Raw genomic sequence first — 17,643 nt, 5'->3', positions numbered from 1 at the left:
AACGACATGAAAGACCTGGTGTCCAACCAGATCGTCCGATATCTGGAGGCACGGAATGTGGAGCACATCTTCGGGCTGTGCGGACACACGAACATCGCGCTGCTCGCGGCTCTCGAGAAGAGCGAGCAGATCTCCTTCATCAACGTGCGCCACGAGCAGATCGCCGCGCACGCGGCGGACGGCTACGCGCGTGCGGCTCACCGGACGGGGGTCGTCCTGACCCACCTGGGACCCGGTCTGACCAACGCCACCACGGGGGTCGCCAACGCCGCCCTGGACTCGATCCCGATGGTCGTGATCGCCGGGGACGTGCCGACGCACTACTTCGGGAAGCATCCGCACCAGGAGATCAACCTCCACTCGGACGCGGCGCAGTACGAGATCTACCGGCCCTTCGTCAAGCGCGCATGGCGCGTGGACCAGCCGCACCTCATCGCCGAGGTGCTCGACAAGGCGTTCACGCTCGCCGAGAGCGGCCGGCCCGGACCCGTCCTCATCGATGTGCCGATGGACGTCTTCTCGGCCGAGATCGATGTCGCGCTGTTCGACAAGGTCCTGAGCAACACCCGCGTCCTCGCGAAGCCCAGCATCGACGAGGCCGTCGCCGAGCAGATCGTGCGCAACCTCCTCGACGCCGAGCGCCCCGTGCTGTACGTCGGAGGCGGGATCGTCGCAGCGGATGCCGCGGCCGAGCTCGCCGAGTTCGCAGAGCTGCTCTCCCTCCCGGTCGCGCACAGTCTCATGGGCAAGGGCGCGCTGCCCGACGACAGTCCCCTCGTCCTCGGGATGACGGGATTCTGGGGGACGTCGCTCGTCAACGACACGACCCGCACGGCGGACTGGATCCTGGCGCTCGGCACGCGATTCGCCGAGGCCGACTCCAGCTCCTGGTACGCCGAGTACACCTTCGACATCCCGGCCGCGACGAAGCTCATGCAGATCGACATCGATCCCGCGGAGCTCGGCCGCAACTATCCGCTGGAGATCGGCGCGCTCGCGGACGTCAAGTCCGCACTCGCCGTGCTGATCCGGGTCGCGCGCCGGCTGGCGCCGTCCGGCGTCCGGCGCGACGAGCTTCTCGCCTCGATCGCCGAGAACCGCGCAGCCCTGAAGGAGAGGAACGCCGAGGCGCAGGCATCCGATGCGTGGCCCATGCGTCCGGAGCGGATCCTCTCCGAGACCCGCGAGGTGCTGCCTGCGGACGCCATCATCACCACGGATGTGGGCTGGAACAAGAACGGGGTGGGTCAGCAGTTCGACATCCTCACTCCCGGCAGCTTCCTCACTCCCGGCGGCTTCGCGACGATGGGCTTCGGCGCCCCGGCTGCCGTCGGCGCCAAGATCGCGCACCCGGATCGCGTCGTCGTCTCCCTCGTGGGCGACGGCGGCTTCGGACAGAACCCCGCGGTCCTCGCCACGGCGCGGGAGGAGAACGTCCCCGTCGTCTGGGTCGTGATGAACAACAACGCGTTCGGGACGATCGCGGGGCTCGAGAAGGCCGCCTTCGACACGACCTACGGGACCGTCTTCGGCAGCGCCGACGACCCGATGTACACCGACTTCGCCGCCATCGCGACGGCCTACGGCGTGACCGGCATCAAGGTCGAGTCGGCGGCGGAGTTCAAGCCCGCCCTCGAGCGCGCGATCGCAGCGGGCGGTCCGGTCGTGATCGACGTGTCGATGGTGAACGTCCCGACGCCCACCACGGGCCACTGGAACATCATGGACATCTACTCCCCCGGCGAGACCGTCGAGCACGTGGCGACGAGCTGAACCATCATGAGCGAAAGGCCCGGCGGCCAGCGGGTGGCCCTCTCGACCGTATGCCTCTCCGGCACGCTCGAGGACAAGCTGCACGCCGCCGCAGCTGCCGGCTTCACCGGCGTGGAGGTGCTGGAGTACGACCTGGTCATGTCGTCGTGGTCGCCGGGCCGGCTCGCCGAGGAAGCCGCCGACCTGGGTCTCGCCCTCGAGGTGTACCAGCCGCTCCACGTCGAGACCGTGCCGCCCGAGCTGTTCGAGATGAGTCTGCGTCGGGCAGAGCGGAAGCTCGACCTCGCCGTCGAGCTCGGCGCCCGCGTGCTCGTGTGCTGCTCGTCGCGGACGACCGCGGGTGTCGACGACGAGGACCTCGCCGCGGAGCAGCTGCGGGCGCTGGCCGACCGTGCCGAGCAGCGGGGGATGCGGCTCGCCTTCGAGGCCGTGCCGTGGGGACGGGTGCGCACGCACGACGAGGCGTGGCGCCTGGTGCGGCGAGTCGATCACCCGGCGCTGGGGCTGTGTCTCGACAGCTTTCACGTGCTCTCGCTGGGAGACGATCCCCGCACCCTCGCGGACATCGACATCGACAAGGTCTTCCATGTCCAGCTGGCGGACGCGCCGCGCCCGAACATGGACGTGCGCGAGTGGAGCCTTCACTACCGGATGTTCCCCGGGCAGGGCTCGCTCGACGTCGCGGGCTTCCTCGCCCAGATCCTGGCAATGGGCTACCGCGGGCCGATGGCGCTGGAGGTCTTCAACGACGTCTACCAGCAGGAGGACCCGCGGCACGCCGCGACCGATGCGATGCGCTCGCTGCTGGCACTCGCGGAGGCGGTCCGCCTGCGCGGCGCGGTGGATGGGGCCGACCCGCTTCTGATCGGCGACCTTCCGCCCGCTCCTGAGCTCGGCGGCTTCGCGTTCGCCGAGCTCGCCGTCGACGGGGTGTCGGCTCCGCTGGTCTCGCGCGCCCTCACCGCCCTCGGTTTCGTCCATTCCGGGGAGCACCGGTCGCTGCCGGTGCAGCTCTGGGAGCAGGGCCCCGCGCGGGTGCTGCTCAACCTGGCGCCGCAGCGGTCGATCACGCCCGCCACCGCGTCGATCTCGGCGCTGGCCGTCGAGAGCGCCGACCCGGCGTCGGCGATGCGGCGCGCCGAGATGCTGCTCGCGCCGAAGCTCCCGCGCCCTCGCCGTCCCGATGAAAGCGACCTGGGCTCGGTCGCCGCCCCGGACGGCACGGCGCTGTTCTTCTGCGGCGCCGGCGGGCGTCACGGCTGGCTCGACGACTTCCGCCCCACCGGGGCATCCGCTGACGGCGTCCCGCTCCTCGCAGCGATCGACCACGTGTCCATCACCGAGTCGATCGACGACTTCGACCAGTCCGCGCTGTTCTTCCGCTCCGTCCTCGGTCTCGTTCCGGGGCAGTCGACCGAGATCACCGCGCCCTTCGGGCTCATCCGCAGCTGGTCGGCCAGCGATCCGGGCGGTCGCGTGCGCGTCACCTTGAACACCACGCCGCTCCGGCGCGGCGATTGGGCGCCGGGGGTGTCGAGTCCGCAGCTCGTCGCCTTCGGCACCGATGACGCGATCGCGTGCGCGAAGGCCATGCGGGAGCGCGGCGCACCGATCCTGCAGATGCCCGGCAACTACTACGACGACCTCGACGCGCGCCTGTCGCTTCCGGCCGACTTCCTCGACGCCCTTCGCGAGCACTCGATCCTCTACGACCGCAACGAGCAGGGCGAGTTCCTGCACTTCTTCACCGAGATGCTGGGCTCGCGCCTGTTCTTCGAGGTGGTGCAGCGCATCGACGGCTACAACGCCTTCGGCGATCCCCGCAGCATCCCGCTGCGCATGGCTGCGCACCGCCGGCAGCGGCTGCGCATGCTGGCGAGCGCGCCCACCGAGTCTTCGGCCGAGCACCGTCATGACTACTCGCTGGCGCACCTCACCGCACTGAGCCTCTCCCCGCCGGAACTGGTGGATGCCGCAGCCGCCGCGGGCTATCGCTATGTCGGTCTGCGGATGACGCGGGTCACGGCAGAGGAGCCGCACTACCCGCTGACCTACGATCCCGCCCTCATGCGGGCCACCAAGACCCACCTCGCCGCCACCGGCATCGAGGTCCTCGACATCGAGCTCGCGCGCTTCACGTCAGGAGACAGCCCGCGCGACTACCTCCGCTTCCTCGAGGCGGGGGCCGAACTCGGCGCGCGCCACGTCATCGCGCAGCTGCCGGACGCGGACTTCGCCCGCAAGACCGATCGCTTCGCCGAGCTCTGCGAGCTGGCCGCACCGCTCGGCCTCACCGTCGACCTCGAGTTCCCGTCGTGGACGGAGACGCCCGACCTCACCGAGGCCACTCGTGTGCTGCGTGCAGCGAACCAGCCCAACATGGGTCTGCTCATCGACCTGCTCCACTTCGCCCGATCCCGTTCGAGCATCGACGACCTGCGACAGCTGCCGCCGGAGTGGTTCCACTACGCCCATGTGTGCGACGCCCCCGGCGAGATCCCCACGACCACGGCGGAACTGATCCACACCGCGCGCTTCGAGCGGCTGTTCCCCGGCGAAGGCGACATCGACATGCAGGGGATCCTCGCCGCCCTGCCCGCCGGCATCCCCTACGCCCTGGAGATCCCTCGGGCGATGCTCGTGGCCCAGGTCGGCGCGAAGGAGCACACCCGCCTCGCCATCGCCGCCGCCCGCCGTCACCTCGACGCCGCGGCTGCGGTCCCCGTCGGCTAGCGGTAGGCAGCCCCGGGGCGACGCTCAGCGCCGGCGAGCCGCGAGCTGCAGCTCGTGCGCGCCGTAGCTGTTGTCGTCGGGGTTGAGGGCGATGCCGGGGGCCACGAGTTCGTCGATCCGGTCGAGGACCTCCGTGGAGAGGGTGAGTTCCACGGCGGGGAGGTACGACTCGAGCTGCTCCATGGTGCGCGGGCCGACGATCGCGGCGGTCACACCGGGGTGGTTGATCGCGAACGCGATCGCCAGCTCGATGAGCGTCATCCCGTTCTGCTCGGCGAGTTGCGCGAGGTCTTCGACGATGTCGAGCTTGCGCTGATTCGCGGGGCTGCCCATGTCGAAGCGGGCGCTGGGTCGCGCGGACGAGGTAGGCGCGCCCGCCGCATCCTTCCGCCATTTCCCGGACAGCCATCCGCCCGAGAGCGGGCTGTACGTCAGAGTCCCCATCCCGTGGCGCTGCGCGGTCGGGAGGACGTCTTCCTCGATGCCCCGGACGAGGATCGAGTACGGCGGCTGCTCCGTCACGAACCGCTCCAGGTTCCGTTCGCGCGACGCCCACTGCGCCTCGACGATCTGAGAGCCGGAGAACGACGACGAGCCGATGTAGCGGATCTTGCCCTGGCGTACGAGGTCGGTGAGGGCGCCGAGCGTCTCCTGTATGTCGACCGCGGGGTCGGGGCGGTGCACCTGGTACAGGTCGATCCAGTCGGTGCCCAGCCGCCGGAGCGAGTTCTCCACCTCCCGGATGATCCACCGGCGCGACCCTCCCCGGTGATTCGGATCGGCGCCCATGGGCATGAAGAACTTGGTGGCGAGCACGACATCGTCGCGTCGACCGCGCAGGGCCTTGCCGGTGATCTCCTCCGAGACGCCGGCCGAGTACACGTCGGCGGTGTCGACGACGTTGATCCCGGCATCCAGAGCACGATGGATGATGCGGATGCTGTCGGCTTCGTCCGCGTTACCCCACGGGCCGAACATCATCGTGCCGAGGCACAGGGGGCTGACCTGGACGCCGGTGCGTCCGAGCGGGCGATGGTCCATGATCGGTTCTCCTTCTCGGTGTGTGGATCGGTCTGGGGGGTCAGGATTCGGGTATCTGGAGGGCGAAGAAGGCGTCGCGGGGCTCATCGGGGTCGGGCCCGCCCCGGACACCGGTGTCGAGGGCATCGATGCGGGCGAGGTCCTCGCCTGACAGTTCGAAGTCGAACACGTCGAAGTTCTCGGCGATCCGGTCGGGGTTCGTCGACTTGGGGATGACGGACCGGCCCTGCTGGATGCCCCAGCGCAGCATGATCTGCGCCGGGCTCTTGGCGTGCGCGCGGGCGATCTCGGCGAGAGCGGGGTCCTGCATGACGCTGCGGCGCTCGTCACCCCAGGGGCCCGGGTAGAACGTGATTCCGCCGATCGGCGACCACGCCTGGGTCAGGATGCCGTGAGCGTCGTCGGCTTCCTGCACGTCGCGCTGCAGGAAGTAGGGGTGCAGCTCGACCTGGTTGACGGCCGGGACGACGTCGGTCTCTTGGAGCAGGCGGTCGAGGTGGTGCGGCATGAAGTTGCTGACGCCGATCGCGCGGACCCTGCCGTCGGCGAGGAGGGTCTCGAGCGCACGGTATGCGCTGATGGTCGTGTCGAACCGCTGGGGGGCCGGCTGGTGCAGGATCAGCAGATCGAGGGTGTCGACACCCAGCTTGCCGACGGCCTTGTCGAACGCGTGGAGTGTCTCGTCGTGGCCGTAGTCGGTGACCCACACCTTCGTCTCGAGGAAGACGTCGTCGCGAGCGACCCCTGAGCGGCGGAGGCCTTCGCCCACCTGTCGTTCGTTGCCGTACGCGGCGGCGGTGTCGATGTGGCGGTATCCGACGCTGAGCGCGGTCTCGACGGCGGCCGCCGTCTCCTCGGGTGGGCTCTGGAAGACGCCGAGCCCGATGGCCGGGAGCGTGACGCCGTTGTTGAGGGTGAGGTCGATCATGGATGTCTTCTTCCGGTAGCGGAGTCGATGCGGCTGAGGCTGCCGTGCAGCACACGACCGATGCGTCCAGCCAACCCCCACGCCGACGCGCGTGCCAGTGACCGCCGTCCCCGGTACTGACAGACCCTCCCTCCGTCGGCGAACGGCGCGTACGGTCGATGACATGGACCACCGCAGCGAGGTGCGCGAGTTCCTCTCATCGCGCAGGGGCCGCATCACTCCCGACCAGGCCGGGCTCCCCGCTTACGGCGGCAATCGGCGCGTCCCCGGCCTGCGCCGCGAAGAGGTCGCGCTGCTCTCCGGGGTGAGCGTGGACTACTACACGCGTCTCGAGCGCGGCGACCTCTCCGGCGCGTCGGAGAGCGTCCTCGATGCGCTCGCTCGAGCCCTCCAGCTGGACGATGCGGAGACCGCCCACCTGTTCGACCTCGCCCGGACCGCGAGCGCATCGCCGGGGTCGAGGAAGCCGCGAAAGCGCGCGGATGACCTTCGCCCCAGCATCCTGCGTCTGCTGGACGCGATCACCGACGCACCTGCGATGATCCGCAACAACTACTTCGACTACCTCGCCGCGAATCGGCTCGGGCGCGCGCTGTACTCCCCCCTCTTCGCCGAACCTGCGCCCAACAGCGCCCGGTTCGCGTTCCTGAACCCGGCCGCCCCCGACTTCTTCGTCGATTGGGACAAGAACACGCAGGACCTGGTCGCGACGATGCGCGGCGAAGCCGGGCGCAACCCGTACGACAGACGCCTGACCGACCTCGTCGGCGAGCTGTCGACCCGGTCCGAGCGGTTCCGCACACTGTGGGCGGCTCACAACGTCCGGTATCACCGCAGTGGCGTGAAGCGCCTCCGGCACCCGGTCGTGGGCGACCTCGAACTCACCTACGAGGCGCTGGAGCTGCCGGCCGACCCCGGTCTGACGCTCTCCGCCTACACCGCCGAGCCGGGGACCGCGTCGGCCGACGCGCTGCGGCTTCTCGCGAGCTGGGCCGCCACGTCGGAGCCGCTCACCGGCATGCAGCCCCACGCCGCCCCGAAGCGAGAAGGAAGAATCGGATGACCAGTGAGCAGACTCCCCTGGCGACCGGGTGGACGGATGCCGAGCTTCGCCGCCTGGGAACGGTCGGCGAAGTGCGGGTCGCGGGCCGACGCGCGGACGGCTCGTCACGAAGCCTGGTGATCGTCTGGCATGTCGTAAGCGACGGTGCGCTGTACCTGCGCTCGGTGAAAGGCCCCGAGGGCGAGTGGTACAAAGGCGTCGCGCGGCACTACGAGGGTTTCCTCAGCTGGGACGGACAGACGCGCGCGGTCGCGTTCGCCCTGGACTCCTCGCACGACGAGGCCGTCGACGCCGCCTACGTCGCCAAGTACGGCAACGGCTCGTCGACGCGCGCGATCACCAACGCCCTGTCGAAGCAGACGACCCTGCGCGTCGAGCCCCGCTGACCGAGGAGTCAGACCAGGCGCGCTTGTCGGGTGTTCTCGCCCACCTCGCGTCCGTTCTCCGAACGAGCCCTCGGGAAACAACGCGGCCGCCGGGCGAGGAACGAGTCCCCTCCCGGCGGCCGTGCCTGAGCCGGCTACTCGAACGGGTCGAAGTAGGCGACCGTTGCGGCGTCGACGTTGCTGTCGAGTCCCACCGAGTCGTACGCGGTGGTGCTCGCCCCTGTGACGAACACGCGTCGCGAACCATCGGCCCTCTGGTCGACCGCCACGCCGTTCGCCCCGTCGCTGGCGCCCGTCGCGTCGTAGCTGCCCGACCAGATCTGCTCGCCCGTGCTCATGTCGTATGCGATGGTGACGTAGTCCCACGCCGTCTCCGCGCTCCGGGACTCCCCGGTCACGACGGCACGGGTGCCGTCTTCGGTGAGCGCGACGTCGTAGGCGACGTCGGAGCCGTGAGCGGTGCCGTCGTAGCGTGCCGCCCACAGCTGCTCGCCGTCGGCCACGTCGTAGGCGACCGTGGCATAGTCCATGTCGGCGCCGCCTTCGACGTTGCCGGCCACCACCACTGCGCCGCCGTCCGGAGTCAGGGCGAGCGACTGCGGCACATCCGTGAGCGCCTCGCCGTAGCCGATGGCCCAGCGCTCCTCGCCTGTCGTCAGGTCGTACGCCACGGTCTCCCAGTCGACCTGACGGTCGGTGTTGCTGACGACACCCGCGACGATCACGGTGTCGCCGGCGACGGCGATGTTCTCCGCGATGTCGATCTGGCCTTCCGACCCGTTGCGCAGCACCTCCCAGAGCTGCTCGCCGGTGGCGGCATCGTAAGCCACGGTGCCCCAGTCGGTGAGACCGGTGTCCTCGCCCTGGCTCTGTCCGGTGATCACGACGGTCGAGCCGTCGTCGCTCACCGCGATGCCACGCGCGTCGTCCGTGCCGCTCACCGGATCGTCGTAGCGGGCGACCCATCTCTGCTCGCCGGTCACGGCGTCGTACGCCACGGTGGCGTAGTCGAGCTGCGCCTCTCCCATGCTCTGGTAGCCGGTGACGAAGACGGACGATCCGTCGGGGCTGACGGCCAGGTCATTGACGAAATCGCCGGCCGGGCCCGGACCGTTGACACGCGTGCTCCATCTCTTCTCGCCCGTCGCCCCGTCGTAGGCCACGGTGAGGTAGCCGCCGCCGCTCGTCCCAGCGACGTACACGGTGTCGCCGTCGGGGCTGATCCCGAAGCCCGCGGGCTCATCGGAGCCGCCGTTCGAGGCATCCCACTGCTCCTCCCACAGCGTCTCACCCGTCTCCGGGTCGTACGCGGCGGTGAGGAAGTCGCTCACCAGCCCACCGGCCGACGGCGGCCGGCTGAAGCCGCTCATGTAGACGCGCTGACCGTCGGGGTGCACGATGACCTCGCTGCCGACATCCGTCGAGCTCCCGAACTGACCACCGGCTCCGTCGTACCGAGCGGCCCAGTCCTCCTCGCCCGGCTGCTTGGCGCGCAGCACGATGGGCGACCTCACCGTGTGGCTGCCGTCCGACCAGGAGAGCTGACCCGCGAGGTAGTCGAACAGCTCGGTCTCCTCACCGACCGTGAAGGTGACGGCGTAGGACGCGGTCTGGCCCGGTGCGACGGTGAGCGTGCTCGGCTCGACGGTCACGCCGACTCCCGTGAGACCGCTGACCGCTGCGGTGTAGGTCGAAGACTGATCGTCGACGTTGGTCACGGTGCGGGTGACGGTCTGGGTGCCGTCGAGCAGGCCGATGCCGATCGACGGCGTGTTGAGGTCGCTGGGATCCAGCGAACGCCCGTCCGACTCGAGACCGTCGCACGTGTCGTCCGGCACACCGCGGGTCGAGCCGCACAGGAACGCCAGCCAGTCGTCGGCACCGCTCTCGTAGACCAGGCCGGGATCCGCCGCGCTCGTGGGCTGCACGTGTCCGGCACCCTGCTTGAAGATGAGGTTGGGGTCGCTGGCCGACTCGCCGTCCAGCACGTCCGACCCGGTGGTCATCATCGCCGACTTGATCGCCATCGGCGACCACTCGGGGTGCAGGTCTCGCAGCAGTGCCGCCAGTCCCGCGACGTGCGGCGCCGACATCGAGGTGCCGCTCATGAGGTTGAAGTCCATGCCGCCCTGACCGGGAGGCGCCACCGCCGCCAGGATGTCCTGTCCCGGGGCGATCACGTCGGGCTTCAGCACATCGCCGTTGCCCGCGACGAGGGGGCCGCGAGAAGAGAACGCCGCGGTGAAGGGAGCCTTGCCCCCGTTCGCGATGACGGCCTTCTCGATGGTCGCCGTCGCACCGGCGGAAGCCGCGTAGGCGCTGATCGCCCCCGACTCGCTGTCGGGCAGGTGCACCGTGGGCACGGAGTGGAAGTCGGCGTTCAGCGAGTTCTCGAACGCGTTCACGAAGATCATGCCGACGCCGCCCGCTTCGGCGACCGCGCGCGAGGAGTCGACGCGGGCGATGTCACCGCCGCGCTCGCAGAGCACGATCTTGCCGGTCACCTTGGCGGGATCCAGCGCCGGCTTGCCGTTGTTGGCACTCGCCGGATAGCAGCGAGCGCCCGCGCCCATCGAGGCGCCGGCAGCTCGTGCCGCGCCTCCGCTGATCAGCGGGGCCGGGCCGACCGCCCTATCGCTCACGGAGACCCCTGCGTAGCGTGCTCCGTTGCCCAGGACGACGGCGCCCGTCGTCGTGCGGTCGTGGGTGCCCGCGGCGACCGTGGTGAGCCAGGGCCCGGGGTGGGCGACCGTGGCGGCATCGGGCCCGGAGTTGCCCGCCGACGCCGAGACGAAGATGCCGGCGGCCGCAGCGTTGAGGAACGCCGCCTCCGTGGGCTCGAGGAAGTCCGTGCTGGAGCCGGACACGGAGTAGTTGATGACGTCGACGCCATCGGCCACGGCCCTGTCGATGGCAGCCACCATATCGGAGGTGTAGCCGTTCGCGGTCGTGCCGTCTTCGACGGACCACAGCGCCTTGTACGAGGCGATGCGAGCCCGCGGTGCGATGCCGGAGATCTCACCGAACATCGCGGCCGGACCGGTGACGTCGACGCCATGGTTCCCGCCTGCGGTCGATGCGGTGTGGGTGCCGTGCCCGTTGTAGTCGCGAGGCGAGAGGAACTCCCACGGCAGCTGCTGCGCGACGCCCTCGTTGCCGCCCCACGCGGCGTTGAAGTACTGGGCGGTGACCAGCTTGTTGTTGCAGAGGTTGGTGTCCCAGGAGTCGTCGCCGACGTTCTCGGCCGAGGCGCATGTGCCGCGGAAGCCCTCCGGCTTGCCCTGGTAGACCAGCTTGTTCGACGTGCTGCGGTCGGAGAAGCTACCCACCTCGGGCCAGATGCCGCTGTCGATGACGCCGATGACGATGTCCTCGCCCGCGCCCGGCGTCTTCTTCCCGCCGGTGGGACCGCCGAGCCGGTCCCACAGACCGCCCTCGCCGTCCAGTCCCAGGAAGCTCGGCGTTGAGGACGTGTCCGTCTCGACGAGCTGATCAGGATGCACTGCCACCACATCGGGCTGGGCCTGCAGCTCGGCCGCCTGCGCGGGAGTGAGCTCTGCGGCGAAGCCGTTGAAGCTGTACACGTAGCTGTACGACGGCCCTCCACCTTCCACCTTCGCCAGAGCGGCGCGCTGCTTGCCCTTGAGGTGCTTGCTGTACGCCTCCACCGCGGGGTCGGCGGGATCCACCTTGGAGCCGCCGTGGGGTTTCGTCGCCTTGAGGCCCTTCACACCTCCGTCGTACGCGACGACGGGTGCGGAGGCCATCTGGACCACGTAGGTCTTCGGCTCGGCCGCTTCCGCAACGAGGGCTTGCGCATCCTCGGCGCGAGTGACCTTGACGCCGCCGCCGTCCTCGCCGATGTCTTCCACGACGGCGGGAGCGAGTGGTGCAGCGAAGGCGCCGACCGGCGTCGCGGTCGCCACGAGGGCGACGGCGGTTGCCAGTGCGATCGTCAGTCGCGGGGGTGTGGCTCGCCGCTGTCGTTGCCTCAGGTATCTGGTCACAGTGTCTCCTCGCGCGCGGATGATTCGATTCAGTCGTTGCGTTGCAGGTTACGTACGGGTGAATGGCGGCGGCATCCGTGACCTACACTGACTTTTGCTCGCCCCACCCGAGGGAATGGCAGTCATGCCTCAGCAATCCGCTCCACCCGCAGGCGGGGTGTCGCCCGTGCTGGTCGGACGTCACGCCGAGTTCACCGCGCTGACGGCCGCCGTTTCAGCCTCTCCCGCCCTGGTCGTCATCCAGGGAGAAGCCGGCATCGGCAAGAGCCGACTGGTCCGCGAGCTGCTCACCGCCGCGTCGGGCAGCTCCGCGGTGCTCGTAGGTCACTGTCAGCAGCTTCACGATCCGTTCCCGTTGGGGCCGGTGCTCGACGCGTTCCAGCATCACGGCGACCTCATCCAGGTCGACGGGCTGAGCCCCCTCGTGGGCAGCCTGGCTCCGCTCCTGCCGGAGATCGCCGATCGCCTGCCCCCTCCGCCCGAGCGACCGGCAGATCAGCGCGAGGCACGGCATCAGATCTTCCGCGCGGCGACGGAGCTCATCGTGCACGTGTCCCCCGCGGTCCTGGTCCTCGAGGACCTCCATTGGGCGGACACGGTCACGTTCGACTTCCTCGTGTACCTCATCGCGCACCAGCCTGCGCAGCTCACCATCATCGTCACGAGTCGCACGGATCTCGGGACCACTCCGGTCGGTGAGGCGTTCGCCCGCGCACCCGCCGCCCGCACCCGGAGCATCCGGCTGGCGCCGCTCGACGTCGCGGAGGTCGGCGAGCTCTCCCGGCATCTGCTGGGTGTGGACGTCCCTGCGCCGATCGCGACGGCGCTGTACGAAGTCACCGGCGGTGTGCCCTTCGTCGTCGAGGAGGTGCTGCGGACCCTGCTCGCGCGCCTGCCCGCAGCCGAGATCCCCGGTCATCCGGACGCGCTTGCCGCCCTGTCCGTCTCCACCGCGCTCCGCGATGTCGTCGTGCAGAGGCTGACCACCCTCGACGCGACAGCCCGGGAAGTCATCGACGCGGCCGCCGTGATAGATCTCGCCATCGACTCCGGCCTCATCGCGGAGGTCACCGAGCACGACCCCCGACAGGTGGCGATCGCACTCACCTCAGCTCACGCAGCGGGTCTCCTGCACGATCACGAAGGTCGCATGCGGTTCCGGCACGTTCTGGCCCAGCAGATCGTGTACGACGCGACGCCGCGGCCCACGCGGCAGTGGTGGCACGCCCGCGTCGCCCGAGTGCTGGAGGATCGGCACGACCCGATGCTCTCCGCCCGGATCGCGCACCACTACCAGCGCGCCGACCGGGTCAGGGATTCCGTGCGCTGGGCGGAGGCCGCAGCCGACGAGGCCGTGCGCCACGGGAACGAGTCTGCCGCCGCCGAGTTCCTCCGCGAGGCGACTGCCGACATGGGCGACCTGTCGATCGAGGACCGCGTGCGAATCGCGACGAAACTCGGGCGGGTGGCTGTCGACGGGCTGGCTCACGCCGAATCCGCCCCGATCCTCACCCGTCTTCTGGACAGCCGGCAGCTGACGCAAGCGGCTCGAGGCGAGCTCCGTTTCGCGCTGGGCAGGCTGTACCGCCAGCAGGGATTCGCGCGGGACGGCTACGGCGAGATCGAGCGTGCGGTGGACGATCTCTACGAGCGTCCCGATCTCCAGGCACGTGCGCTGGCGGTGCTGGCAGCCCCCGAGACCGTCGTCGATGTGCCTCTCGCGGTGCATCTCGCTCGCTCCGTCCAGGCCGAAGAGGCGGCGAGCCGAGCCGGGTCGCCGGAGGTCGAACTCGGTGTGCGGATCGCCCGAGCATCGCTTCTCCTGGAGCAGGGTGACCCGTCCGCCTGGCAGCTCATCGAGGCCGCCCGTCACGACACCGTCCTCCTCACCCAGCCGCGAGAGCACGCGAGAGCGGCGATCAACTGGGCTCAGGGCGCGCTTCACATCGGATTCGTGAGTCGTGCCGATGAGCTGCTGCGCGAGGGACGGGCGATCGCGGATCGCTCTGGGTCGCCTCGCCTCCTGGAGGTATACGAACTGGTCGGCGCCATGGTCGACCACGCCGCCGGCCGGTGGGACGGTCTTGCCGAGCGGACGCACGACCTGGCCTCGCGCGTGTTCGGCTTCGGCGCGGCATCCTTCGAAGCCGAATACCTCCGCTGCCTCATGCTCGGCTCTCTCGGCAACACCGTGGAGGCGACCGAGCGTCTGACGGAGCTCATCCGCGACTGCGAGAAGGTGGGCGCGGCGTGGCCGCTGATCCCCGCGCGTGCGGCTTTGGCCGGGCTCCGGCTGACTCTAGGCGATGCGCAAGGCGGCTTCGACGAAGCGGAAGCCGCTCTCGATCACATCCAGCGGAAGGGGATGTGGACCTGGGCAGCCGACGCCCTCGTCTGCCTGGTCGATGCCGCCGCGACACTGGGCAGGACAGACGACGTACGCCCCCGCGTGACGGCGATCAGCACGCAGGTCCGTCATGCCGGAGCGCCGGCCATCTCCGTGGCGGTGACCATGAGTGAAGCCCTGATCGCGTACGTCGATGGCGAAAGCGAGCGTGCGGAACAGCTGATGTCGAGCGCGCGGGGCATGGCTCAGACGGCAGGCTTGGTCCAGGTGGCCGCTCAGACCACCGAGCGGCTGGGAGACTGGCGCAGCGCCCGCGGAGCAGCCGACGGACCGAGTCTGCTCACCGAAGCGCTGACCGCTTACGGCCGTCTCGCGGCGCGGCAGGACATCGCCCGAGTCACTCGGACCATGCGCCGGCACGGTGTTCCGGTGCCCTACCCGTGGCGCGGAGGGCGCCCGGCGCACGGCGGTGATCTCTCCCGGCGCGAGCAGGAGGTCGCCGGGCGAGCCGCAGCAGGGTTGACCAATCGAGAGATCGCCGCGGAGATGTTCCTGTCACCGCGCACCGTGGAGACGCACATGTCGAGTGCGCTCCGCAAGCTCGGGCTGCGCTCCCGCGACGAGCTCGATGCCGACGTGCTCGAGGCGCGAGGACCCGACTGAGGAGCGGGACCCGATGCTCGAGGTGCGTGTCTTCGTCAACGCCGGGCTAGAGAGCCTCTTCGTACGCGCGTTTGATCCAGCTGATCAGTTCCTGATCGACGTCTTTCACGAGACGGAGTTCCAGATGGTGCATCCAGGCCGTCGGCGAGGGGTGGGAGACCTCCTTGAATCGGGAGGAGTCCAGCTTCTCCTTGAGCGCGATGGACACGACTACCGGCACATCACTCTTCACGTAGCGCTTCGGCGCCCACGCCAAGGCGAATGCTCGACGCGCGCGGAATGCCACCTGGCTCTTGGACACAGCGACTTCGACACCCTGCAGCCCGATGAGCGGCCGGGCGAGCGCCCGGTAGATCGAGACGGCCCTCTTGTCAGGCGCGAAGAACGCTTCACCTGCGATCGGCTCGGCCATGGCGCAACCCTATGCGGACAAGGGCCGCGCTGACCGTGCACGATTCGCCACACCGGAAGTGCATCCAAATCGAGGGCGGGGCCAGAACAACTGAAGAGCGGGTGATTGGCACCCGCCAACAGGAGGGGAAAGTCCAATGAAGCGCATTCTCGCCACAGGGGCCATCGTCGCTCTCGCCGTCTTCGGCGTCGCCGGCACCGCCCAGGCCGCACCGTCCGACGCGCAGTGCTTCGGCCAGGTCCACAAGACGATCAACACCGAAGGGGCGCTCGGGTTCACGAACGTCGGAGATGTCGTGAAGGCCGTCGGCGGTCAGATGAAGAACGACATCGCGAAGGGGCAGTGCGACTGACGACGGAGGTCTTCGCCGCTTTCCGGCCGGCGGCGCGGACGCACCGCGCCCGTGCCGCCGGCAGTCGTCGCATCAGCACTAGAGCTGAGTGCTGCTCAGCACTCCTGTCTCGGCGATCTTCATCACGCCGCCCTCGTCCACCAGCCGGAAGCTCGTCACCTCCTGCACCACGCGCCCGTCGTGGAAGTGGTACGTGAGTGTGGCCTGCCCCCGATCGGCGGCGGACGCGATCACCTCTGCGATGCTCACCTCGGCCACCGCCGACCAGAACGCCTCGTAGCTGCCGCGACCACCGGCGTGATTCTCCTGATAATCGGCCGTCATCCGCGGCCACGCGCTGTCGAGGTCGCCGGGAAGCATCGAGTAATAGCTCGAGATCGTATCGACCACCCGCTGCTCCGGAGTGAGCGGCGGCTCAGGTGTCTCCTCCTCTTCTTCCGGCGGCGGGGACGGCGTCTCCTCCGCCGGCGGAGACGAGGTGCGAGTGGTGGGGCGACCCGCGTCCGCCTCCGGCGCCTCGTTGACCGTGGTTGCCGAAGGGGTCTGACTCACCGTCGGCCCGGCGTCCGGGGCGACACCGGGCCGCAAGGTGTTCAGAAGCATCACCGTGCCGATGATCAGGGCGCCCACCAGCACCAGGACGCCGACGATGACCCCCGCACGGCGGCGGCGAGCTGGGCGTTCCCCCGGCGGTTCGCTCCGAGGCGGAGGGCCAGATACGGATGCCAGTCCGGCCGCTCGTGCGGAAGCCGCCTCTCGCGCGAGCGGCTCCGTCTCGGCGGTCGCGGCTTCGTAGCGAGTGGGCTGATCGACACGCATGGTCTCCGCGGTCACGGTGCGCGGAGCGGTGGGGGGTTCCGTCGGGCCGGTCACGGCGACTGTGGTCGGAGTAGGTGGATCCTGCTCGACGGGCTCCGTCGCGACATCCGCAGTGCTCGCCTTTTCCGTGTCGCCATCGGGCGACTCCTGCACGACCGGAACGTCGACCGGCACAGCGCCCGGGGCGTCCGTGCGCTCATCCAGGGAGGACAAGGATGCGGCGACCGACGCCATGCTGGGTCTCCGCTTGGGGAGCGGCGACAGCATCTCCGCCAGCAAAGGGGCGAGGGGTCCGGCATGCTGGGGCAGCCGGTAGCCGCCACGCGCGACCTTGTGCAGAAGGGCGATCGCGTTTCTGTCCGAGCCGAAAGGCGGATCGCCCTCCAGCATGGCGTACAGCGTCGACCCCAACGAGAAGACATCCGAGGCGAAGGTCGTCGGCAGCCCTCGGGCCGCCTCGGGCGCAAGGTAGGCCGGCGTCCCGTGGATGATGCCCGTCGCCGTGATGGTCGCGTCGCCCAGTGCGTGCGAGATGCCGAAATCGCTGATCCTCGCAGATCCGTCCTCGGCGATGAGGATGTTCCCCGGCTTGACGTCGCGGTGCACGATCCGCAGCTTGTGCGCCGCCGCCAGTGCGGAGCTGACCTGCGCCCCGATCCGCGCGGTCTCGGCAGGAGTCAGCGTGCCGTGCTCCTTGAGCAGGACAGAGAGCGGCGTCGAGTCGATGAGCTGCATGACGATGCAGGGCTGGCCCTCATGCTCCACCACATCGAACACCGTCACCGCGTGGGGATGATGCAGACCGGCCGTGATCCGGGCCTCCCGCATCGCGCGATCGGTCGCCAGCTGACGCTCGGACTCGGAGAGCTCCGGCTGGGTTCGGAGCATCTTGAGCGCGACCTGCCGCTCCAATCGCTCGTCCCACGCCTGCCACACGACCCCCATCCCGCCCGCGCCGAGCATCTTCACCAGCCGATACCGGTCGGCGATGAGGGTGGACGGAGTACTCACGGGTCGCGCTCCTTCAAGCTCGCGAGAACCGTACGCCGATGCGGGCGATGTCACAGGGGCTTGCGCGGTCGCTCCGCGTGTGAATGGCGGACCCGGGAAGCCCTGCCT

The 17,643-nt window shown here is 69.6% G+C and carries 11 protein-coding genes; 6 read left to right on the top strand and 5 right to left on the bottom strand.

Going from position 1 to position 17,643, the window contains the following annotated elements:
• Positions 1 to 6 precede the first annotated feature (6 nt).
• Both SOM19_RS03540 and SOM19_RS03535 read left to right on the top strand, forming a co-directional pair.
• Positions 7 to 1,773, top strand: a complete 1,767-nt coding sequence (locus SOM19_RS03540; RefSeq protein WP_320485171.1) for a thiamine pyrophosphate-binding protein — start codon at positions 7 to 9, stop codon at positions 1,771 to 1,773.
• 6 nt (positions 1,774 to 1,779) lie between these two features.
• Positions 1,780 to 4,506, top strand: a complete 2,727-nt coding sequence (locus SOM19_RS03535; protein WP_320485170.1) for a TIM barrel protein — start codon at positions 1,780 to 1,782, stop codon at positions 4,504 to 4,506.
• Positions 4,507 to 4,530: 24 nt separating this feature from the next.
• Here SOM19_RS03535 and SOM19_RS03530 read toward each other — a convergent pair whose 3' ends face one another.
• Both SOM19_RS03530 and SOM19_RS03525 read right to left on the bottom strand, forming a co-directional pair.
• A complete protein-coding gene (locus tag SOM19_RS03530; protein WP_320485169.1) occupies positions 4,531 to 5,547 on the bottom strand; it encodes an aldo/keto reductase in 1,017 nt (338 codons plus the stop codon).
• A 40-nt stretch (positions 5,548 to 5,587) separates the two neighbouring features.
• Entirely contained in the window at positions 5,588 to 6,475 is an 888-nt protein-coding gene (locus tag SOM19_RS03525; RefSeq protein WP_320485168.1) for an aldo/keto reductase, read from the bottom strand.
• A 163-nt stretch (positions 6,476 to 6,638) separates the two neighbouring features.
• On the opposite strand from SOM19_RS03525, the gene SOM19_RS03520 reads away from it, so the two are divergent.
• Together SOM19_RS03520 and SOM19_RS03515 are read left to right on the top strand one after the other, a co-directional pair.
• Positions 6,639 to 7,538, top strand: a complete 900-nt coding sequence (locus SOM19_RS03520; RefSeq protein ID WP_320485167.1) for a helix-turn-helix transcriptional regulator — start codon at positions 6,639 to 6,641, stop codon at positions 7,536 to 7,538.
• Positions 7,535 to 7,924: a DUF2255 family protein gene (locus tag SOM19_RS03515; protein ID WP_320485166.1), complete on the top strand. Its 390-nt coding sequence runs from the start codon at positions 7,535 to 7,537 to the stop codon at positions 7,922 to 7,924. The genes SOM19_RS03520 and SOM19_RS03515 overlap by 4 nt, the downstream gene beginning before the upstream one ends.
• Before the next feature lie 134 nt (positions 7,925 to 8,058).
• On the opposite strand, the gene SOM19_RS03510 is transcribed toward SOM19_RS03515, so the two are convergent.
• Positions 8,059 to 11,931 (bottom strand): S8 family serine peptidase, encoded by a 3,873-nt coding sequence (locus SOM19_RS03510; protein WP_320485165.1) that lies wholly within the window; start codon positions 11,929 to 11,931, stop codon positions 8,059 to 8,061.
• Positions 11,932 to 12,055: 124 nt separating this feature from the next.
• Here SOM19_RS03510 and SOM19_RS03505 point away from each other — a divergent pair, with 124 nt between their 5' ends.
• Positions 12,056 to 14,941, top strand: coding sequence for an ATP-binding protein (locus SOM19_RS03505; RefSeq protein WP_320485164.1), 2,886 nt, complete (start codon positions 12,056 to 12,058; stop codon positions 14,939 to 14,941).
• 46 nt (positions 14,942 to 14,987) lie between these two features.
• Here SOM19_RS03505 and SOM19_RS03500 read toward each other — a convergent pair whose 3' ends face one another.
• Positions 14,988 to 15,353, bottom strand: a complete 366-nt coding sequence (locus SOM19_RS03500) for a DUF5655 domain-containing protein (RefSeq protein WP_320485163.1) — start codon at positions 15,351 to 15,353, stop codon at positions 14,988 to 14,990.
• Positions 15,354 to 15,489: 136 nt separating this feature from the next.
• Between SOM19_RS03500 and SOM19_RS03495 the strand changes: the two genes are divergently transcribed.
• Positions 15,490 to 15,705: a hypothetical protein gene (locus tag SOM19_RS03495; RefSeq protein WP_320485162.1), complete on the top strand. Its 216-nt coding sequence runs from the start codon at positions 15,490 to 15,492 to the stop codon at positions 15,703 to 15,705.
• 78 nt (positions 15,706 to 15,783) lie between these two features.
• Here the strand turns inward: SOM19_RS03495 and SOM19_RS03490 are convergent, their stop codons facing one another.
• Positions 15,784 to 17,535 (bottom strand): serine/threonine-protein kinase, encoded by a 1,752-nt coding sequence (locus SOM19_RS03490; protein ID WP_320485161.1) that lies wholly within the window; start codon positions 17,533 to 17,535, stop codon positions 15,784 to 15,786.
• Between the last annotated feature and the right edge of the window lie 108 nt (positions 17,536 to 17,643).

It is taken from the genome of Microbacterium sp. CFBP9034, assembly GCF_034045255.1.
Classification (GTDB): Bacteria; Actinomycetota; Actinomycetes; order Actinomycetales; family Microbacteriaceae; genus Microbacterium.
The sequence above is the reverse complement of the archived record's forward strand: the minus strand, read 5'-3'. Positions and strand labels throughout refer to the sequence as shown.